Origin of the sequence: Bacillus sp. ISL-78 (assembly GCF_018613455.1) — a bacterium.
GTDB classification, from domain to species: Bacteria; Bacillota; Bacilli; order Bacillales; family DSM-1321; genus Peribacillus; species Peribacillus frigoritolerans.
In genome coordinates this window covers 52,148-68,310 of sequence record NZ_JAGGQC010000011.1, presented here as the reverse complement: position 1 = coordinate 68,310, position 16,163 = coordinate 52,148, and the positions used below count along the sequence as shown (strand labels likewise).

At 40.1% G+C, this 16,163-nt stretch carries 12 protein-coding genes; 4 read left to right on the top strand and 8 right to left on the bottom strand.

The window, feature by feature from the left end; all coding sequences use genetic code 11:
• Nucleotides 1-8: 8 nt before the first annotated feature.
• Nucleotides 9-1,277, top strand: coding sequence for an ATP-binding protein (locus J7I96_RS13245; RefSeq protein WP_214923702.1), 1,269 nt, complete (start codon nt 9-11; stop codon nt 1,275-1,277).
• A gap of 417 nt (nt 1,278-1,694) precedes the next feature.
• Here the strand turns inward: J7I96_RS13245 and J7I96_RS13240 are convergent, their stop codons facing one another.
• From J7I96_RS13240 to helD, 4 genes are all read right to left on the bottom strand, one after another.
• On the bottom strand, nt 1,695-4,865 hold the full coding sequence (locus tag J7I96_RS13240; protein ID WP_214923699.1) for an ATP-binding cassette domain-containing protein: 3,171 nt from the start codon (nt 4,863-4,865) through the stop codon (nt 1,695-1,697).
• Between the two features lie 260 nt (nt 4,866-5,125).
• The gene (gene sspL / locus J7I96_RS13235) at nt 5,126-5,257 is read right to left on the bottom strand and encodes a small, acid-soluble spore protein L (protein WP_034304091.1); all 132 of its coding nucleotides are present in this window, start codon (nt 5,255-5,257) and stop codon (nt 5,126-5,128) included.
• Between the two features lie 246 nt (nt 5,258-5,503).
• Entirely contained in the window at nt 5,504-5,740 is a 237-nt protein-coding gene (locus J7I96_RS13230) for a hypothetical protein (protein ID WP_214923696.1), read from the bottom strand.
• 104 nt (nt 5,741-5,844) lie between these two features.
• A complete protein-coding gene (gene helD / locus J7I96_RS13225; protein WP_214923693.1) occupies nt 5,845-8,184 on the bottom strand; it encodes an RNA polymerase recycling motor HelD in 2,340 nt (779 codons plus the stop codon).
• Between the two features lie 412 nt (nt 8,185-8,596).
• Here helD and J7I96_RS13220 point away from each other — a divergent pair, with 412 nt between their 5' ends.
• Complete coding sequence (locus J7I96_RS13220; RefSeq protein ID WP_057276990.1) at nt 8,597-8,854, top strand: zinc ribbon domain-containing protein; 258 nt, start codon at nt 8,597-8,599, stop codon at nt 8,852-8,854.
• Nucleotides 8,855-9,039: 185 nt separating this feature from the next.
• On the opposite strand, the gene J7I96_RS13215 is transcribed toward J7I96_RS13220, so the two are convergent.
• Both J7I96_RS13215 and J7I96_RS13210 read right to left on the bottom strand, forming a co-directional pair.
• A complete protein-coding gene (locus J7I96_RS13215) occupies nt 9,040-9,954 on the bottom strand; it encodes a response regulator (RefSeq protein WP_214923690.1) in 915 nt (304 codons plus the stop codon).
• Nucleotides 9,951-11,222, bottom strand: coding sequence for an ATP-binding protein (locus tag J7I96_RS13210; protein ID WP_214923686.1), 1,272 nt, complete (start codon nt 11,220-11,222; stop codon nt 9,951-9,953). Before J7I96_RS13210 ends, J7I96_RS13215 begins: the two co-directional genes overlap by 4 nt.
• Before the next feature lie 205 nt (nt 11,223-11,427).
• On the opposite strand from J7I96_RS13210, the gene J7I96_RS13205 reads away from it, so the two are divergent.
• Nucleotides 11,428-12,699 carry a cation:dicarboxylate symporter family transporter gene (locus J7I96_RS13205; protein ID WP_214923684.1) on the top strand — a complete coding sequence of 424 codons (1,272 nt, stop codon included), beginning with the start codon at nt 11,428-11,430 and terminating at the stop codon, nt 12,697-12,699.
• Nucleotides 12,700-13,071: 372 nt separating this feature from the next.
• Here J7I96_RS13205 and J7I96_RS13200 read toward each other — a convergent pair whose 3' ends face one another.
• Together J7I96_RS13200 and J7I96_RS13195 are read right to left on the bottom strand one after the other, a co-directional pair.
• Entirely contained in the window at nt 13,072-14,049 is a 978-nt protein-coding gene (locus tag J7I96_RS13200; RefSeq protein ID WP_214923682.1) for a 2-hydroxyacid dehydrogenase, read from the bottom strand.
• Between the two features lie 97 nt (nt 14,050-14,146).
• Entirely contained in the window at nt 14,147-15,469 is a 1,323-nt protein-coding gene (locus tag J7I96_RS13195) for an Nramp family divalent metal transporter (protein ID WP_311315206.1), read from the bottom strand.
• A gap of 425 nt (nt 15,470-15,894) precedes the next feature.
• Here J7I96_RS13195 and J7I96_RS13190 point away from each other — a divergent pair, with 425 nt between their 5' ends.
• The gene (locus J7I96_RS13190) at nt 15,895-16,155 is read left to right on the top strand and encodes a hypothetical protein (protein ID WP_214923678.1); all 261 of its coding nucleotides are present in this window, start codon (nt 15,895-15,897) and stop codon (nt 16,153-16,155) included.
• Nucleotides 16,156-16,163 lie beyond the last annotated feature (8 nt).

Sequence of the window (16,163 nt, the reverse complement as noted above, 5' to 3'; positions counted from 1 at the left end):
AGAATCCTATGAATTTTATTTATATCAATCAAAACATATTAGATAATCTTTTTTATATCTTAGTAAGCATTTTGATTTATTACATTTTATTAGATCATGGCAAAAGGTTAAGTCAGTATGGCAAGACCCTTATTACTGCATGCATGAGCATTCCTATTATTTTATGTATGAAGTTTCCTATTTATATCGATGAATATTGTGTCCATGATCTCAGGCAAATCCCTTTTATAATAGGGACCCTTTATGGTGGTTGGCCTGTAGGGGCTGCCCTGTTAGTCATCATATTAACTTTTAGGTTTGCTTTTTATGGTTTCAATTTACTTACGTTAATTGTATATATCGTAATCTTTATTATAACGGCTCTATTTTCTTCCAAATTCAAAAATTTCAATCGAAAATATAAGCTTAATAGCTCGATACTATTAATTTTATTTCTTGGTATACTAACGAGCTTCATTTCAATCGTTATGTCTGATTATTTTCGAATAACGGAGGCGTATGTATTTTACTTTATCATCCTCCCTCCTTTCATTATCGTTTTGGCTTTATATATCATAGAAATTTTAAAGGATGCCATTATAATCCGGACACAAATGGTAAGGCTTGAAAAAATGGAGGTAGTCAGTCAGCTTGCAGCCAGCATTTCACATGAGGTTAGAAATCCTTTAACGGTTGTGAAAGGATTTGTTCAACTGCTAAAGGCTCCTGATCTGACTCATGAAGTAAGAGAACAATATATACAACATGTAGTCAGGGAGCTTAATAGTGCAGAATCCATTATCAGTGAATACTTAGCATTTGCAAAACCTGCAATCGAAAAAGTGGAAAATATTTTAATTAACCGTGAAATAGGATATGTAATTGAAATGATCAAACCATTGGCTAACATGAATTTAGTTACTATATCTAATCAGTTGGCTCCAGGCATCACCCGGGGCAATATTCAACATTTCAAGCAATGCTTCCTAAACCTCATCAAGAATGGTATAGAGGCAATGCCAAACGGCGGGGAACTCAATATTGTTTCTTATGTAAATAATTTCGATATCATTATCGAAATCAGTGACAATGGAGTGGGAATGAACAAGGAACAAATAAGTCGTTTTGGTGAGCCTTATTACAGTTCCAAAGAAAAAGGGACAGGGTTGGGATCAATGGTGGCTGTCAAGACCATCCAATCGATGAATGGTACACTTCATATTACTAGCGCTTTGAATAAGGGAACAACGATTTCAGTAACACTTCCCGTTTATCATGAAGATTATTCGGCAAAATAACTCTCATATAAAAAAGTCCGCGATTTACGGCGGACTTCAGACTGTAGACAAACTCGAAGAAAAGCGAATTTGCCTGCAGTTTTTTTATTTGAAAAAAGTTCCAGTTGATTTCAGAAATCCGCTCCCTTTCCGCCGACTGTCTGCCAAGCCTCCTCGACGCAAGCGTCTGTGGGGTCTCGGCTAGCCAGTTATTCGGCAGGAGTGTCGCAAATTTCTTCAATCCAATAAGAACTACAGTAAAAAACCTTAAAGAACGGAGCACTTTATTCGAACATCTGCACTGTCTTGGGCCAATGACGCAGTTTACCGACCTAATCCACACAATATTCGGCCATTCACGTATTTCACCTCACTATTCAGACTCTCCCCCTTACATCCGCAAAATAAAAGTCCGCCATTTACGGCGGACTTTTCACTTTATTTTTTCTCGTCAAGGCATTGATAAACCGCCATCATGTCTCGTTTGTTCAATTCACGTATCCGGGCGAATATGGGGATATCGGCCACGGCCTCGGTACGTTCACTTTCAGCCACGACATCCTTCACTTTCCCTGTCAGCCAGGTCTGGACGTCGATGCTTTCGACGATTTCTTTGCGCCCTTCATCATCGATGCCACTGGCATGACAGCTCACACAAGGGATCGTTAATTTATACACACCGTCATGGATGTTGTCTTCTGAAATGACTTTCTTGCCATTACAGAATGGGCATTTATGACTTGCTTTAATTTTATTGATTTGGGTAACGATTTTTTTGTAGCCGAATGCTTCATAGACATAGGTTAGTTTTTTGTATTTGCCATTGGTGAAATATTTATCAATAATGGTTTCTCTTGTTTCGTTAATATTGGCAAAGTCACAGATGGTGATCTGATTTTTGCTGCTGATTGCTTCGATATTGCCTTTAATGCTGTCCCAGAATGGTTGGGTATTTTGTAATACCACTTCATAGCCTACGAAGCTTGCCAGTTCGAGTTCGAGCATTTTCAACGCCGCTTTTGTTTCACGTGGAAGGAATGAGACATCATCAGTGAGTGCGATATCGCCGCCCACAATCGCTTTTAGTTTTTCCAGTTCCGGCAGCTTTCCGACAGTTTTGATGACTTGATCAATTGGCTGTTGGATGATCTCGCGAATGTCCGTATCACCAAACATCAGCTTTTTATGATGTTTGAGAACCGTTCCTTGACAGACTGGACAGTCGATCATCTCTTTTGTTTCTTTCATCTGCTCTTTAATGATTGATTTCGATACGAAGATATAACGCCCAATGATGAAATTGAACCCTTCCCAAGTTCGCGATGCCTTGCCTGCTTTATCGTAAAAGGACTTTTCCCAATACCCATATAAGAAGGTATGTTTTTCGGCATCTGTCATCTCATTATAGCTTTTACTAATGTCGTGACCGAGTTCATTCTTGATCTCATCAAACAGGAATTGCAGTTTGGAGTGCTGATAATATTTTAATACTTCCATCACGTCAGGATGTAATAAACCATCCCAGAATGGCACGTTTTTGTCTTGTATGACTACATCGAAATCGAATTTTTCAATGACGCGGCGTCCCGAACAGCTTGGACAATGATTTTCTGCAGAATAGAAATCGAAGCTTCTTGTATCCTTATTGGTCGGATGTGCAGCGACTATATGGTTGATCATTCCGCCCAATTCATAAAGAAACGTATATTGGCTGTACAAGTGCCGTTCAAGATCAATGGCGATCACAGGTGCAATCGTGTCGGACTCGTACTCACCATAAATTACGCGAGCGATTGGTGATAAGCTTTTTAAAATGCCGCCCTTATAGACGTTCTCTGCGTTTTTGAAATAGTCCAGATGATTTCCCTGTAAATAATCGATACCGGTTTTTGAACGGAGCGTCGAAGAGATATGCAATGGCTCCGCCCGTTCGTCACTGTTTTTGCGACTGTAATAATCATCATGACTGACAACGTCAAGATGCTGGACAGGTGTTAGCTGTCTTTTGCCAAAATCCACGATATAATCCGAGCTTTCCAGCATATAGGCATTATGTTCAATCATGATGATGGAGACGGATTCGTCCTCCAGAATGACCCTGACACTGTCAATGAATTGGTTTAAAATATTTTGTGATAACCCTTTTGAAGGCTCGTCAAAAATGAACAGCGTGTGCGGGTTCCTTGTCTTCGCAAACAGCTCGGAAACTAAGTGGACACATTGAAATTCACCCGTCGATAGTGTTTGTGTTTTTCTTTCTAACGTCAAATAACCAAGCCCAAGTTTGATCAATAAGCTCAAACGTTTATGTGCGATGTCTTCAGATGGCAATTCTTCGATGATATCTTCGATCGAACGCTGAAAAATATCATCAATCTCGTCACTGTATTTGGTTAGCTTCTTTTTAATATCGAGAAACGTCGCAACGGTTGACCGGCTGGTGATCGATTTGTTTCGGTCCTGCCCGACCATGACTAACTTATCCTTTGGATACCGCTTCTGAAAATCTTTGGAGATGCATTCATTGACTAGTGTAGATTTACCGCAGCCTGACTCACCCGTAAAGGTAACGAGCCTATTCTTGGGAATCCGAATTTCTTCCATTTGAATATTACGGCAGTAAAGATCCTGAAATTGATAGTATTCCGTTGGCGCTGCTTCATTTCGCTTCCAGCTGATTGGTTTGGGGCGCGGTGATTCCTCAACGATTTTCCCGCCATATTTTCCACTGCCGGGTCCAAAGAACAATTGGTCATCCGTGCTATCCAACACCGTGTCGGAGTGATCAATGAGCCAAATTTGATTTTTATAACCTAATTGCTTAATCTGTTCCAAAATTTTCAAAAGGGTTTGATGATCTAGACCGACGGAGATTTCATCGATGATGATCACGGTATTTTCACTTGTTGCCATGAATTCGGCCAAATAAAGCCGGGTTAATTCCCCTCCTGACACTGTCCCCATAATACGGTTCAAGCCTAAATAACCAATATTCATATTGATTATATTTTGGAGAATATGCTGTTTAGCTTCACTTATATGTAAGGTCTCTGCGAGTGAAAGGATCGTTTCGATGCTTAAGTTGTTAATATCGGATATAGTATGCGGGCGGTCTAATAATTCAATGGTATATTGCTCGACTTCTTGATTGTAGCGCTTCCCCTTACACTTTGGACATTCGACGTTTTTCGTCGTACCGCGTCCTTTACAAGTGGGGCACCAGCCTAAGGCATTATTAAATGAAAAAACTTCCGGAGAAAGATTGAATTTTTCTGCAAGACAAACACGAATCTCTTTAAACACACCAGTATGTGTGCCGATGGTCGAACGGGGATTAGCTGAAATGGATGATTTGCCGAGAAAAAGGACCAGTGGCATTTCCTCCATCTTGATGGCACTGAAGTTGGTTTCCATAATATTAGGGAATAAATACTGATATTCAGACTTCGGCAATAAGGAAACGAGACGCTTCTTGGATTCTTCGCCAATTGTTTGACAAAAAGTCGTCTTCCCGGAACCTGATAAACCAGCAATTCCTAATGATTGGTCGTCTGGAAGTGATGAATCCAAATGGCTTATATTGTTCGCTATTAATCGATTTATTTTCATTTGTAACTCCTCTCATTTTTTTAAGCTCAGTCTTTCATATTAGCACAGCAGTATATGTATTTGGTATTTTTTTAACGGTAACCCCATCCTTTTATTCTTTCACATTCCGCTGTTTCAAAAACGTATGATTCATCGACAAAAAACGAGGAGTAAAGATTGGATTTTAGATGATTAAAGCCTTCTAATAGATTATAAAAGCCCCTCTCGACTAAGAGAAGGGCATTTCTTATAAAGTATGACCGCATTTTTATCCAATACCCTTATTTAGTATTGGACTTTTTTGCCTTGTTTTCAAGATCGCTTTTAGGCTCGGTGGAGAATTCCACATCTTTTCCATGTCCCTGCGGGTTAACACTTGGTGCAATGCGACCTCTTCCTGTCTTTTTACTCATTTCCTTCACCTCCAAGTATATTATGTCCGAACTGTTATAAATTAAAAACGAGGTCGCTTCTTTCTGTGAACACCTCTCTAAGATCAGGAACTTATAAAAAATGCTCCAATAAAAAACCTGCATAGAACTAAAGTCTACACAGGTTTCAAAAAAGCTGTTTTCCATATTCGACTATGGAATTTGTATATTTATGAACCAATAACCCTATCATGTAATGTCCTTAAACACCTACAATGTGGGACGGAGCTACTTTAAAAGGCGAGTGTAATTAAATGTGTCTTTGTTCAGAGGAATATCAGGATTTTTTTTCCCGGCAAGCTGTACTGCTCTTCCTGTATTTCCGCTATAGCCTTCTTCAACGGGCCCTGGATAATGATAATGACCATCATTAACTGTTTGAGTCGTTGCTTCACCAGTTGCATGATTTGCTCCCGTTTCCGCACCATCAATTATTACGGATTTGTTTTCTTTATCGTTAGTCAATCCATCTCCTCCTTTTCTAAAGATTTTCTTTTATAGTATTTCGATAAAAGAGCAATAAAATGAAAGGAGAAAAAAGGAAGCACTAATAATGACTTCATTCTTTGTTAGTTGGAGGTCAGAAGGAGACTTTCCGCTGCTCCGTTTTTCAAGAAGGGACTGGGTTCGCCAACCGTATATATCTGCAAGTCATGCATGGCCCTGGTACATGCGGTGTAGAACAATCTACGCAGGCTCTCTTCACCGTATGTTTGCATGGATGCATCATAAATGATGACTGCATCGAATTCGATGCCTTTGGCCAAATAAGCCGGTATAACAACTACACCCTGTTCATATTCATTTGTGCCTTTCTGTACGAGTTTAATTTCACCGTGGGCATTAAGGGCATCGTATGCGGCGGCACTTTCGGCAGCAGATTTACAGATTATCGCGATTGTATTGTACTCACGGCTTTGAAAGTCTTTGACTTTAGACATGATCTTGCGGTGCAATTCATCACGGCTGGACACTTGAGTGAGTACAGGCTTCTCGCCTTCACGATTGAATGCCTTAATTCGATGGCCTTCTGGAATTAGTTCGCGTGTGAATTCTATAATCTGCTTTGTGGATCTGTAGCTTTGATCCAAGGTTATGCTCTCGGTTTCACTTATTCCGTATAAACTGGTAAGAGTCTGGAAATCCACCCGTTCGCTGGCATGGGCGAATATTGCCTGGTTAAAGTCACCGAGCACGGTCATCCTGGCAGAAGGAAACAATCGTTTCAAAAACTCGAATTGAAATGGAGAATAATCCTGTGCTTCGTCTACAAGCACGTATTTTATAGAGCTATTCGACTGAAATCCTTGAATTAACTCCTTCAGCAGCAAAAATGGAGTCGCGTCTTCGTAATACAGTTTACCTTCGTCCAGCATTTTTTGGGTTGATAAGCAAATTTCCCTTTCGGCAGGTGTTTCACCCTCATTCCACAGTTCGACCCGTCTTTGTTCGTCAAAAAGTTGCTTGTATATGCCCTTAATATTGATAAAATGAAGTGCTTTTATCCGTTTGCGTAACGTCTTCAATTTCTTTCGAACGATCATACGCGCAAGCATTTTATTCTCAATCTCATAATCGTCAAAGGAATCTTCATTAACACCGCGCTTTTTCTCTAAATAGGTGTATACCTTTTGGTAGTCTTCTTTGCTAAGATACTCGATTTCCTCCTCGACCCAAGGTTGTTTCAACTCAAACTTTTCCCTTTCATCAAGTAGCTCACATAACCACTCTTTCAGCTTTTCAATCCGATTGTGAAATCTTAATGTCGTGTCTGTGTTATAAAACCTTTCCGAGATTTGTTTGGCGGAGACGAGCGTTTCCCCTCGGAACTTTACACCTCTAAAGATCATTCCGGATTCCTCCAGTGACTGTCTGTAGGTCTTGATGATTTCAAAGAAGCGAATGGATGCCTTAAATTGGATACTCGCTGTCCTGGTGCTATAGGAAGGATCATCGGCTTCAGTCAGCAAATATTCCAATTGCTCATAAGGATCCTCAACTTGAAAAGAGTCAGTCAGACGATGATCCAGGTATTCCTGGAATGTTACCTGCTGCATATTCTCTTCGCCAAGTTCGGGTAACACATTGGATACGTAGTTATTAAACATGGAGTTAGGAGAGAATAGAATGATTTGATCGGCTTTCAGCCTTTCTCGGTTCTTGTATAGCAAGTAAGCGATCCGTTGTAGGGCAGCTGATGTCTTCCCGCTGCCAGCTGCACCTTGAACAATGAGCAGCCGTCCGCGATCGTTCCGGATGATCCTATTTTGTTCACGTTGAATGGTGGATACGATACTGTGCATATGCTTATCCGTTCCTTTGCCCAGTACCTGCTGCAGGATCTCATCCCCAATGGTGAGACTCGTATCGAACATTGATTCGATAACGCCTCCCTTGATGGTGTATTGCCACTTGTTCTGCAGCATCCCCCGAATTACGCCTCCGGGAGTGGAGTATTCTACAGGACCGGGAGGATAGTCATAATAAACACTCGAAACCGGGGCCCTCCAATCGTAGATAATGAAGTTTTCCCCTGTTGCATCAGTAAGAGTGGAAGTCCCAATATAAATTTGTTCCGTCTCGGAAGACCCTTCTTCAGTGATATCAATCCGGCCGAAATAAGGCACTTCCTGCATGCGGCGCAGTGTTGACAGCCTCTTGAAGGCATATCTATGTGCGCCTTCGCTTTGTGACAAGTCTTGAGCCTGTTGCCTTAATCCAATGATGGTCTCGAGGTAATCATCGAAAGTATCGATATTAACCTTGAGGTCATCCCAAAAGTGTTTACGGATATTAACAACTTCTTTTTTACGCTTTGCAGTTTCTCCTTCTATTTTGCTGATTTGTTTCGTGATTGTTTCTATCACCTCATTCAAACGTTCTTGCTCCTGCCGAATTTCATTGTTCATAACGGACACTCCTTTAAAAAATGAGAAATTAGGGGTTGACTAGAGGTGATTTTTACCTTATACTTATATTAAGGGGTAAACTGTTTTTGTATATAATTAAATGTGTTTCTATACTAATTTATCATAAATTCCGAATGATATCAATGTATTTTACACAACAGTTGCCATAATGAATCGTCATTTTAAACTTGAATTTAACATGTAAAGCCAGTAACCAGTTGAGCAATAGCTTGGCTGGTTATTTTTATGATTATTTGAAGGCCTAAAGCTTCGCTAGTCCCGCCTTTCATAAAAACTGCAACCCCCACATCAACGTTTGATTCGTTTCGATTAGATGTGATTCATATTGTCTTGACTTAACTTTGTTTGTTAGATAATGTTTAGGATAAAACTTTTTGTAGGAGAAATTATCATGAAAAATTATAAAGCATGTCAGAGTTGTGGAATGCCGCTGTCTAAAGATGAATTAGGTGGTGGAACTGAAAAAGATGGTAGGATAAGTACTAAATATTGCAGTCATTGTTATATAAATGGTGAATTCACTCAAAACATTACTGCGATAGAAATGCAGAAAGTTGTTCAAAATCATATGATGGAAAATATGAATATGCCTAAATTTATTGCTAAGTTTTTCACTAGGGGCATCCCAAAGTTAGAGCGATGGAATTAATCACCCAATAGAAAACGAATGATTTTCTTTATCCTTTTTCTATAGATTTGAAACAAAGGCATACTGGTTATAAAAAAATACGGAGGAAATAGCGATAAAGACAAATCCCATCTGAGCGGATTTGTCTTTATGTTTCTTCCATCGAAAAATATAAAATGTTTTTGTGAATTTTCAATCTATTCCACTTATTTCATCATCTGCCTTGCTTCCATAAACAGCACTTGGATAAATTTTTTCATATTATTGCGGCTCTGACTGCTTACTTTTTTGCTTTTGTCTTCTAGCTCCAGCATTTTTTTTCGGACTTCAGAGAAATCAAAAAATGTGGATGAATAGGCTTCGAATTTTGGATTCATATAATCCGTCAATCCTAATGAAGCGATATGGATGAGTGCCTGGTTAAGAGCGCGACGGACACGCTGCTCGGAAGCTTTCATTTCTTTCTGGATTTCGGCTTCTTTCGCTTGATCTCCCAGCTTTTCAGCAGCAATCCCAGCAAAAATCTCCTTCAAATATGGAAACGAGTAGGCAGGACCGAGTCTTTGCTTTTCATTTTGGAGGAATCCTAAAATGTTTAATAAATCCTCGCTTCCCCCCTCGCCAATCATACCTAAATCAGAAATTAAGGACCGTCCGGCTTCCATGATATTTTTTGTATGAAAGGGTTTAGAAGACTTCGGGCGGTCCGTAAACACGTTCAACGACTTTTGAATGCCCTGGATCGATTGATCCACCAGTATTCGCTCGTTCACTTTGTTTAATATGCATGAAATTTCAACTTGGTTCAGCGGTTTTGTAATGTAGTATTCCGCTCCTGATCTATACGCCTCACCAATCATTTCTTTCGTTTCCACTTGCGATATCATCACAAATCTCCCTTGAAATCCATCAGCAAGAGACCTGATTGTTTCAATTCCATCCCTTAATGGCATGAGCAAATCAATTAAGACAACGTCTGCTTTTTTTAAAAGCAACAAGCCATTATTCACTAAAGCTCCGTCTTCTGCTTCTCCCACCACTTTGCCTAAATCTTCGTCTTCAATTATCTCTGTCAACATTCCTCGAATGGCAGGATCGTCATCTATAATGAAATAATTCATCTCGTTAGCCCTTTCTCCATAATAGCATCAATCGGAATCCCTACGATGAATACGGTTTCTTTATAGGTATCCATTAGCCTGATATGTCCTCCAAATTTTTCAACTGTTTGTTTCACATACGATAAGCCAATTCCCGTCGAAGGGTTTCCCGCCGCATCGAATTTCTTTGTATAACCTGCTGTAAAAATGATTTCCTTCCGCTTTGGCGCAATGCCGGGGCCATTATCACAGATGCAAAACTCCACGAACTGATCTTTCCTTTTCACATGCAGTGATACGTACCCTTCTTCTTCAATGGCTTCCACTGCATTGGCCAATAAATTATTTATTAATGATAATACCATATATACATGATAGCGGGGATGGTCACCATCTATATGAAAGGAAAATGTAATAACTTTGCTAAGGGACTCTGCATATCGTCTATTGGACACGATCATGATGTTACCAAGGTCTTCAATCTTCATATATTCCTGCAGGTTTTCGGATGACATCAGTTTCGACAGCCCCGCATAAATCCGCTGGTTATCTTTTTTGATCTCATGCATGAGACCGGCAATCTGCAACGCAGTTTGCGCATCGCTTCCATTAGTCCCCCTTGTTTTTATCCGACGGTAAAAGTCATAACAAGTGCGGGTGATTTCTTCCGCATTTTGCATCGTTTTCTTTAGTTGAACCGATTCCTCATACAAACTTGAAATGAAAAGCAGCATTTGTTCCTTTTGCATGCGCTGCTCCGCTTCTGCGGATTTCGCTTCTCTCAGCTTTAATATATTAAAAAAGCCGAGAACGAAAAAGCTTCGAATAAAGGCGATTAAAACAAGTTGGTCAATGGCTAACAAGGGTGTGTCCTGATTCGCCAGGATGGATCGGATCGTCATCTCCGATACACTTGCAAATAGCTCGATCAAAACCCCTAAAAGCCCGATCATAAACGGCTGATCGTGCCGTTCGTTCAATTTCGTTTTATGAAAGGCCAACGCATAAATGAAGTAGTAGAAAAAGGCGGGAACATGAAGATACATCGCATCCTCGACGGATATGTCCCGTATCCCGACAGCCAGTGAAAAACGCAAAAAAAACACACTCATTCCCGTCACTATGCCTGCAATAACCGGGTGGATGCTCCTCCCCCATAGTAAAAACAAGAAGAAGACGGGGGTTCCCAAACTGACTCTGAATGTATCATCGAAGGGGTAAAACTTGAATTCGCCCGCAAGAGGCACCGCAATCATAATCAATAGCAATATCCTTATACGCTTTTTCAATACGGTCCCTCCCCAGTCACTATATTAAAAACATAACACATGAAAAGGTAAAAAGTGAGAAGGGTTCTGACTGAAATTATTATTTTTTCTGGCCCTTGTAAGTATCAGTAGGATTCAGTAGGTTCCAGTAGGATGATCATAAACTTGAAATAATCTAAAAATTGAAAGCGTTACCAATGGAATGGATATCAAAGGAGGAATTCAAATGAAAAGGTTTGGCTTAGCTACTCAAATTTTTATTGCACTTGTACTAGGTATCGTTGTCGGTGCTTTATTCCATGGTAATGAGACAGTCATGGCCATTTTAGTACCTATCGGGGATATTTTCATTCATTTAATTAAGATGATCGTCATCCCGATCGTCATGGCTGCATTAGTCGTATCCATAGCGGGAGTCGGCGATATAAAGAAACTGGGGAAATTAGGCGGGAAGACTCTTCTTTATTTTGAGATTGTCACCACAATTGCCATTGTTATCGGTTTACTGGCGGCAAACTTGTTCCACCCAGGGTCTGGCTTAGATACAAGCGATCTTGAAAAAAGTGATATTTCAAAATATGAAGAAACAACAAATACCGCTGGTAGCAGTGGCTTTGGAGAAACAATTTCTCATATTGTTCCTTCTAATGTATTTGAATCAATGGCTCAAGCGGATTTGTTACCGATTATCTTCTTTTCTGTTTTATTCGGCTTAGGTGTTGCTGCGATAGGCGAAAAAGGAAAGCCTATTCTTGGATTCTTTGAAGGTGTGTTGGAAGTAATGTTTTGGGTGACGAATCTAGTCATGAAATTTGCCCCCTTTGGTGTGTTTGCGCTGATTGGTGTAACCGTTGCAAAATTCGGTATCGCAACCTTAATACCTTTAGGGAACCTAGTAATTGCTGTTTATGTGACGATGGTATTCTTTGTATTCGCCATTCTGGGAATTATAGCGAAAATGTCAGGGACAAGCATTTTTGTTATCCTGAAAGTGTTAAAGGATGAATTGATTTTAGCATTTACAACAGCAAGTTCAGAGTCGGTATTACCAAGGCTTATGGACAAAATGGAGAAGTTTGGCTGCCCGAAATCCATTACTTCTTTCGTTATTCCAACAGGCTATACGTTTAATCTAGACGGCTCATCGATTTATCAAGCACTTGCTTCACTTTTCGTGGCACAAATGTATGGTATAGATTTATCCATTACACAACAGATCACTTTGTTACTCGTATTGATGTTAACGTCAAAAGGAATGGCTGGCGTTCCGGGTGCCTCATTTGTTGTTGTTTTAACAACACTTGGTTCCATGGGACTGCCGGTGGAAGGTGTTGCGTTCATTGCCGGTATCGACCGAATTTTGGATATGGGAAGATCAGCGGTTAATGTCATAGGGAACTCATTGGCGGCGATTGTCATGTCGAAATGGGAAGGGGAATTCGACCAGGATAAAGCAAACCATTACGTTGATTCAATTAAACAATCAGACGTAGCATAAACCTATAAACGAGGAAACTCGGTATCAACAATCCAAATAAATCATGACGATCGTATTGAGAAAGACCTCTACAAAACAAGTACCAGTGCATGCATGACATGTTATCCAAACATTGCGTGCATTCCCCGATTACAAGTTATTCTTACGGGATGACAAACCCAGGTATTTCTTGTGCTGAACTGTTTGATAGATCGTATTTTCCGATTTTGATGAAATGGCAGATGCGGTTGATGAATAGCAAAAGTCTTGGGAAGTGATATAAAAGCCCTCCTTTATGGGAGGGCTTTTTGTTTTGCAGGGTAGGTAAAAATAATGATCCGAAACAAAAAAATGGATAGCCCCAAATAAGGCTATCCAGCTTAATTTATCAGATCACTTCACCTTTACGCCAGCTTTGATCAACGTAGGCGGAGTTTCGCCCTGTAATCCGGCGACAAGGTTTGTTGCGGCCAGCATCGCCATTTTCAGGCGGGTTTCATATGTTGCGGAACCGATATGAGGCAGAGTGACGACATTCTTCATGGAAAGCAGCGGGTTGTCTTCCTGGACGGGCTCCTGTACAAAGACATCGAGTCCTGCCGCGTGAATTTCTCCGGTCTTTAGCGCATCGATCAACGCTTCTTCATCCACTGTTTTCCCTCTTGAACAATTGATGAAGATGGCGGACTCTTTCATGAGCTTGAATTCTTTTTCCCCCATCATCTTTTCGGTTTGAGGGGTCAGCGGTGTCATCAAGCAGACAAAATCAGATTGCTTTAACAGATCTTCCAGGGAACAGTATGTAGCACCATACTTTTGTTCCGCGTCTTCGTTTCTGGATCTATTATGATATAAGATGTTCATATCGAACCCAAAACGGGCCCTTTTTGAAACGGCAGATCCGATTCCGCCCATCCCGATAATGCCTAATACTTTATGGTGGACGTCCAACCCAAACGATTTTTCCCCGATATTCGATGTCCATTGCCCTGACTTTACCATTTGATCCAACTCAGGCATTCTTCTCGCTGCGGAGAGCATCAAACCCATGATCGTATCGGCGACTGTCTCGTTCAATACCTCGGGAGTGTTCGTAGCCATGATTCCTCGATTGGACAACTCGGTTACATCCAAATTGTCGTAACCAACCGATGAATTACAGACGATTTTTAATTGCGGTGCTTGATCCAGTAAAATTTTATCCACCTTTAATCCTGAACCTAATATACCTTGTGCGTTCTTCAGCTCCTGAAGAAATTCAGGATAATTTTGTGAATCAAGACCCTCAAAATAAACGACCTCACAAGTCTCTTGAATATAATCCAACACCTTTTGATCCACTTTCTTATAAACGATTACTTTCGGTTTCATCATTGATACCTCACTTCCAATAAAGTAGGACCCCATCGGGTTCAAATGCTGACATAACCTTTTTGTTTTACGCCTCTATCTATAATCTACCATTATTTTAAAAAAAGGTAGTAGCTAATTGAACGGCGGACCAAATCGCTAAAACGGAAGCTAACGTTAGAATAACATTTTCGAACCAATTGTTTTTATATTTTCCCATCAAGCTTTTTTTATTTGAGAGCACGAGCATGCCAATTGCGATTACTGGAAAGCCGATTATATTTATTGCATTTACGCCAATTGTCAATGCAATGAAACCAGGCATGCCGGGAATGGACCAAATAAGCGGCGTAACCAATACAAAAATCATAATCCATTTAAACATTGGATCTTTTTCATATTTACCATTGTACTTTTCGCGTCGGTTTTTATTTATTACGTAATAGGCATCTACTATCAATCTTGGAAAACCAGTTGATTTCCCTACTATACTCGCGAATAATACGCCAAAAACACCAAGATAGAAAATGTACCAGCCAAATTGCCCTAACGACATTTGTAATGCCATTGCCAAGTCATCAATCGTTTCGACATGAATTCCATTCGGTTTTAAAATTTCTGCCCCAACCACCCAAATGGCCAAATTTATCACGATGCAAACTCCGATGGCAAACAGTAAGTCATTTCTTTGAACCTTGACATGACTCGGCTTCGTCCAGCCCTTTTCCTTCATGAAATATGGATGTACAAAGTTCGAAATCGATCCTGCCACTGCACCGATAATTGAAATCGCCACCAATAATGCTCCATGAACGCCAGTATCACTTGGAATGCTAAAACCAACTGTTCCTTTAATGATTTGCCCCACATCCGGTGTAGCTTGAATGGCCAGGAACAAGAAGGCAATGGTCAATAATGCCAAAAGCACTTTCATTACACTTTCAATTCTATTATAAATATTCCTGCCTATAAGCATAAACACTAATCCTACAACTACCATTGAAGCTAAGAATGGCTGATTGACATGGAAGAGGGTCGATAATACCTCTCCCGCTCCCTTAATCATATAGGCATTAAACAGATGGCCCATGATCAGTGCATAACCAAACATGAAATAACCGAAAAATGGGTGGATACGTCCATAGCCTTCAAGAATGGTTAAACCCTCTGTGTTACAAAGCTGGAACCGGGCGATAACATTAACGATAAGAAAACGAAGAATTAATGACAGAGCTAAAATCCACATTAAACTATATCCATAATCTGCACCGGCAACGGAAGAAGTCACCAGATCCCCGGCGCCAAGCCACGTTAACACGGCAAGAATTCCTGGACCATAGGCGGTTTTAAATTTCGTGAAGAAATTTGTTTTCTTACTTTCGACCTCCGGAGCAATCACAGTGGATTCAGCAAGATTTGATTGATTTTTCAAGTTATTCACTCCATTCCAAAGAGTATGTATTCGCTTTCATTTTTTCTAAAGCAATAATACTTAGATAACTCTAGACATTCAGATATTGAAATTATGACAGAACTTTACATCATTTCCGGAATTGACATAAAGTTAACGCGCAGTATGTTGTCATGCTTCATGTTGAAGTGAATTAGCTCTTAAGAAAGTTCTCCTTCCGTTTGATTGAATCTTTCGACTATTTACATTGAAATTGTAAGACAAATTAAAATGTAAGTCAATCATAATATTTAGAAGTTTTTTTAAAGCATAAAAAAGCCCCTTCGTACTTGTTGATCATTCAAGAGAAATTGGCGTTGCTGCAAATTGAGGAAACAGGATAAATAAAAGATAAAGTACAGCGTGTGAATAGATTACTGCCACCAGCGGATAATATAAGCGAAGGAGTGAAGTATATGCCACAAGATAATAACAATGATCCAAATAATACTGCCGGGAACCTTGATGCTCGTAGAGACACTAATAATGATAGTTTGAACTCTGGGTTTCAAAGGGAAGAACGTCCTATGCCTAATGGTAATATCCCAACAACAGAGGGTGTCGCAAATGTTAAAGAACGTTTTCCTTCGGACCATGAAAGACTTATGAGCAGAATCAATCTTGGGGATGCACTTATAAATCGGGAAAATACACATTTTGGACGGTTTGAAAGATAAAAAAGATG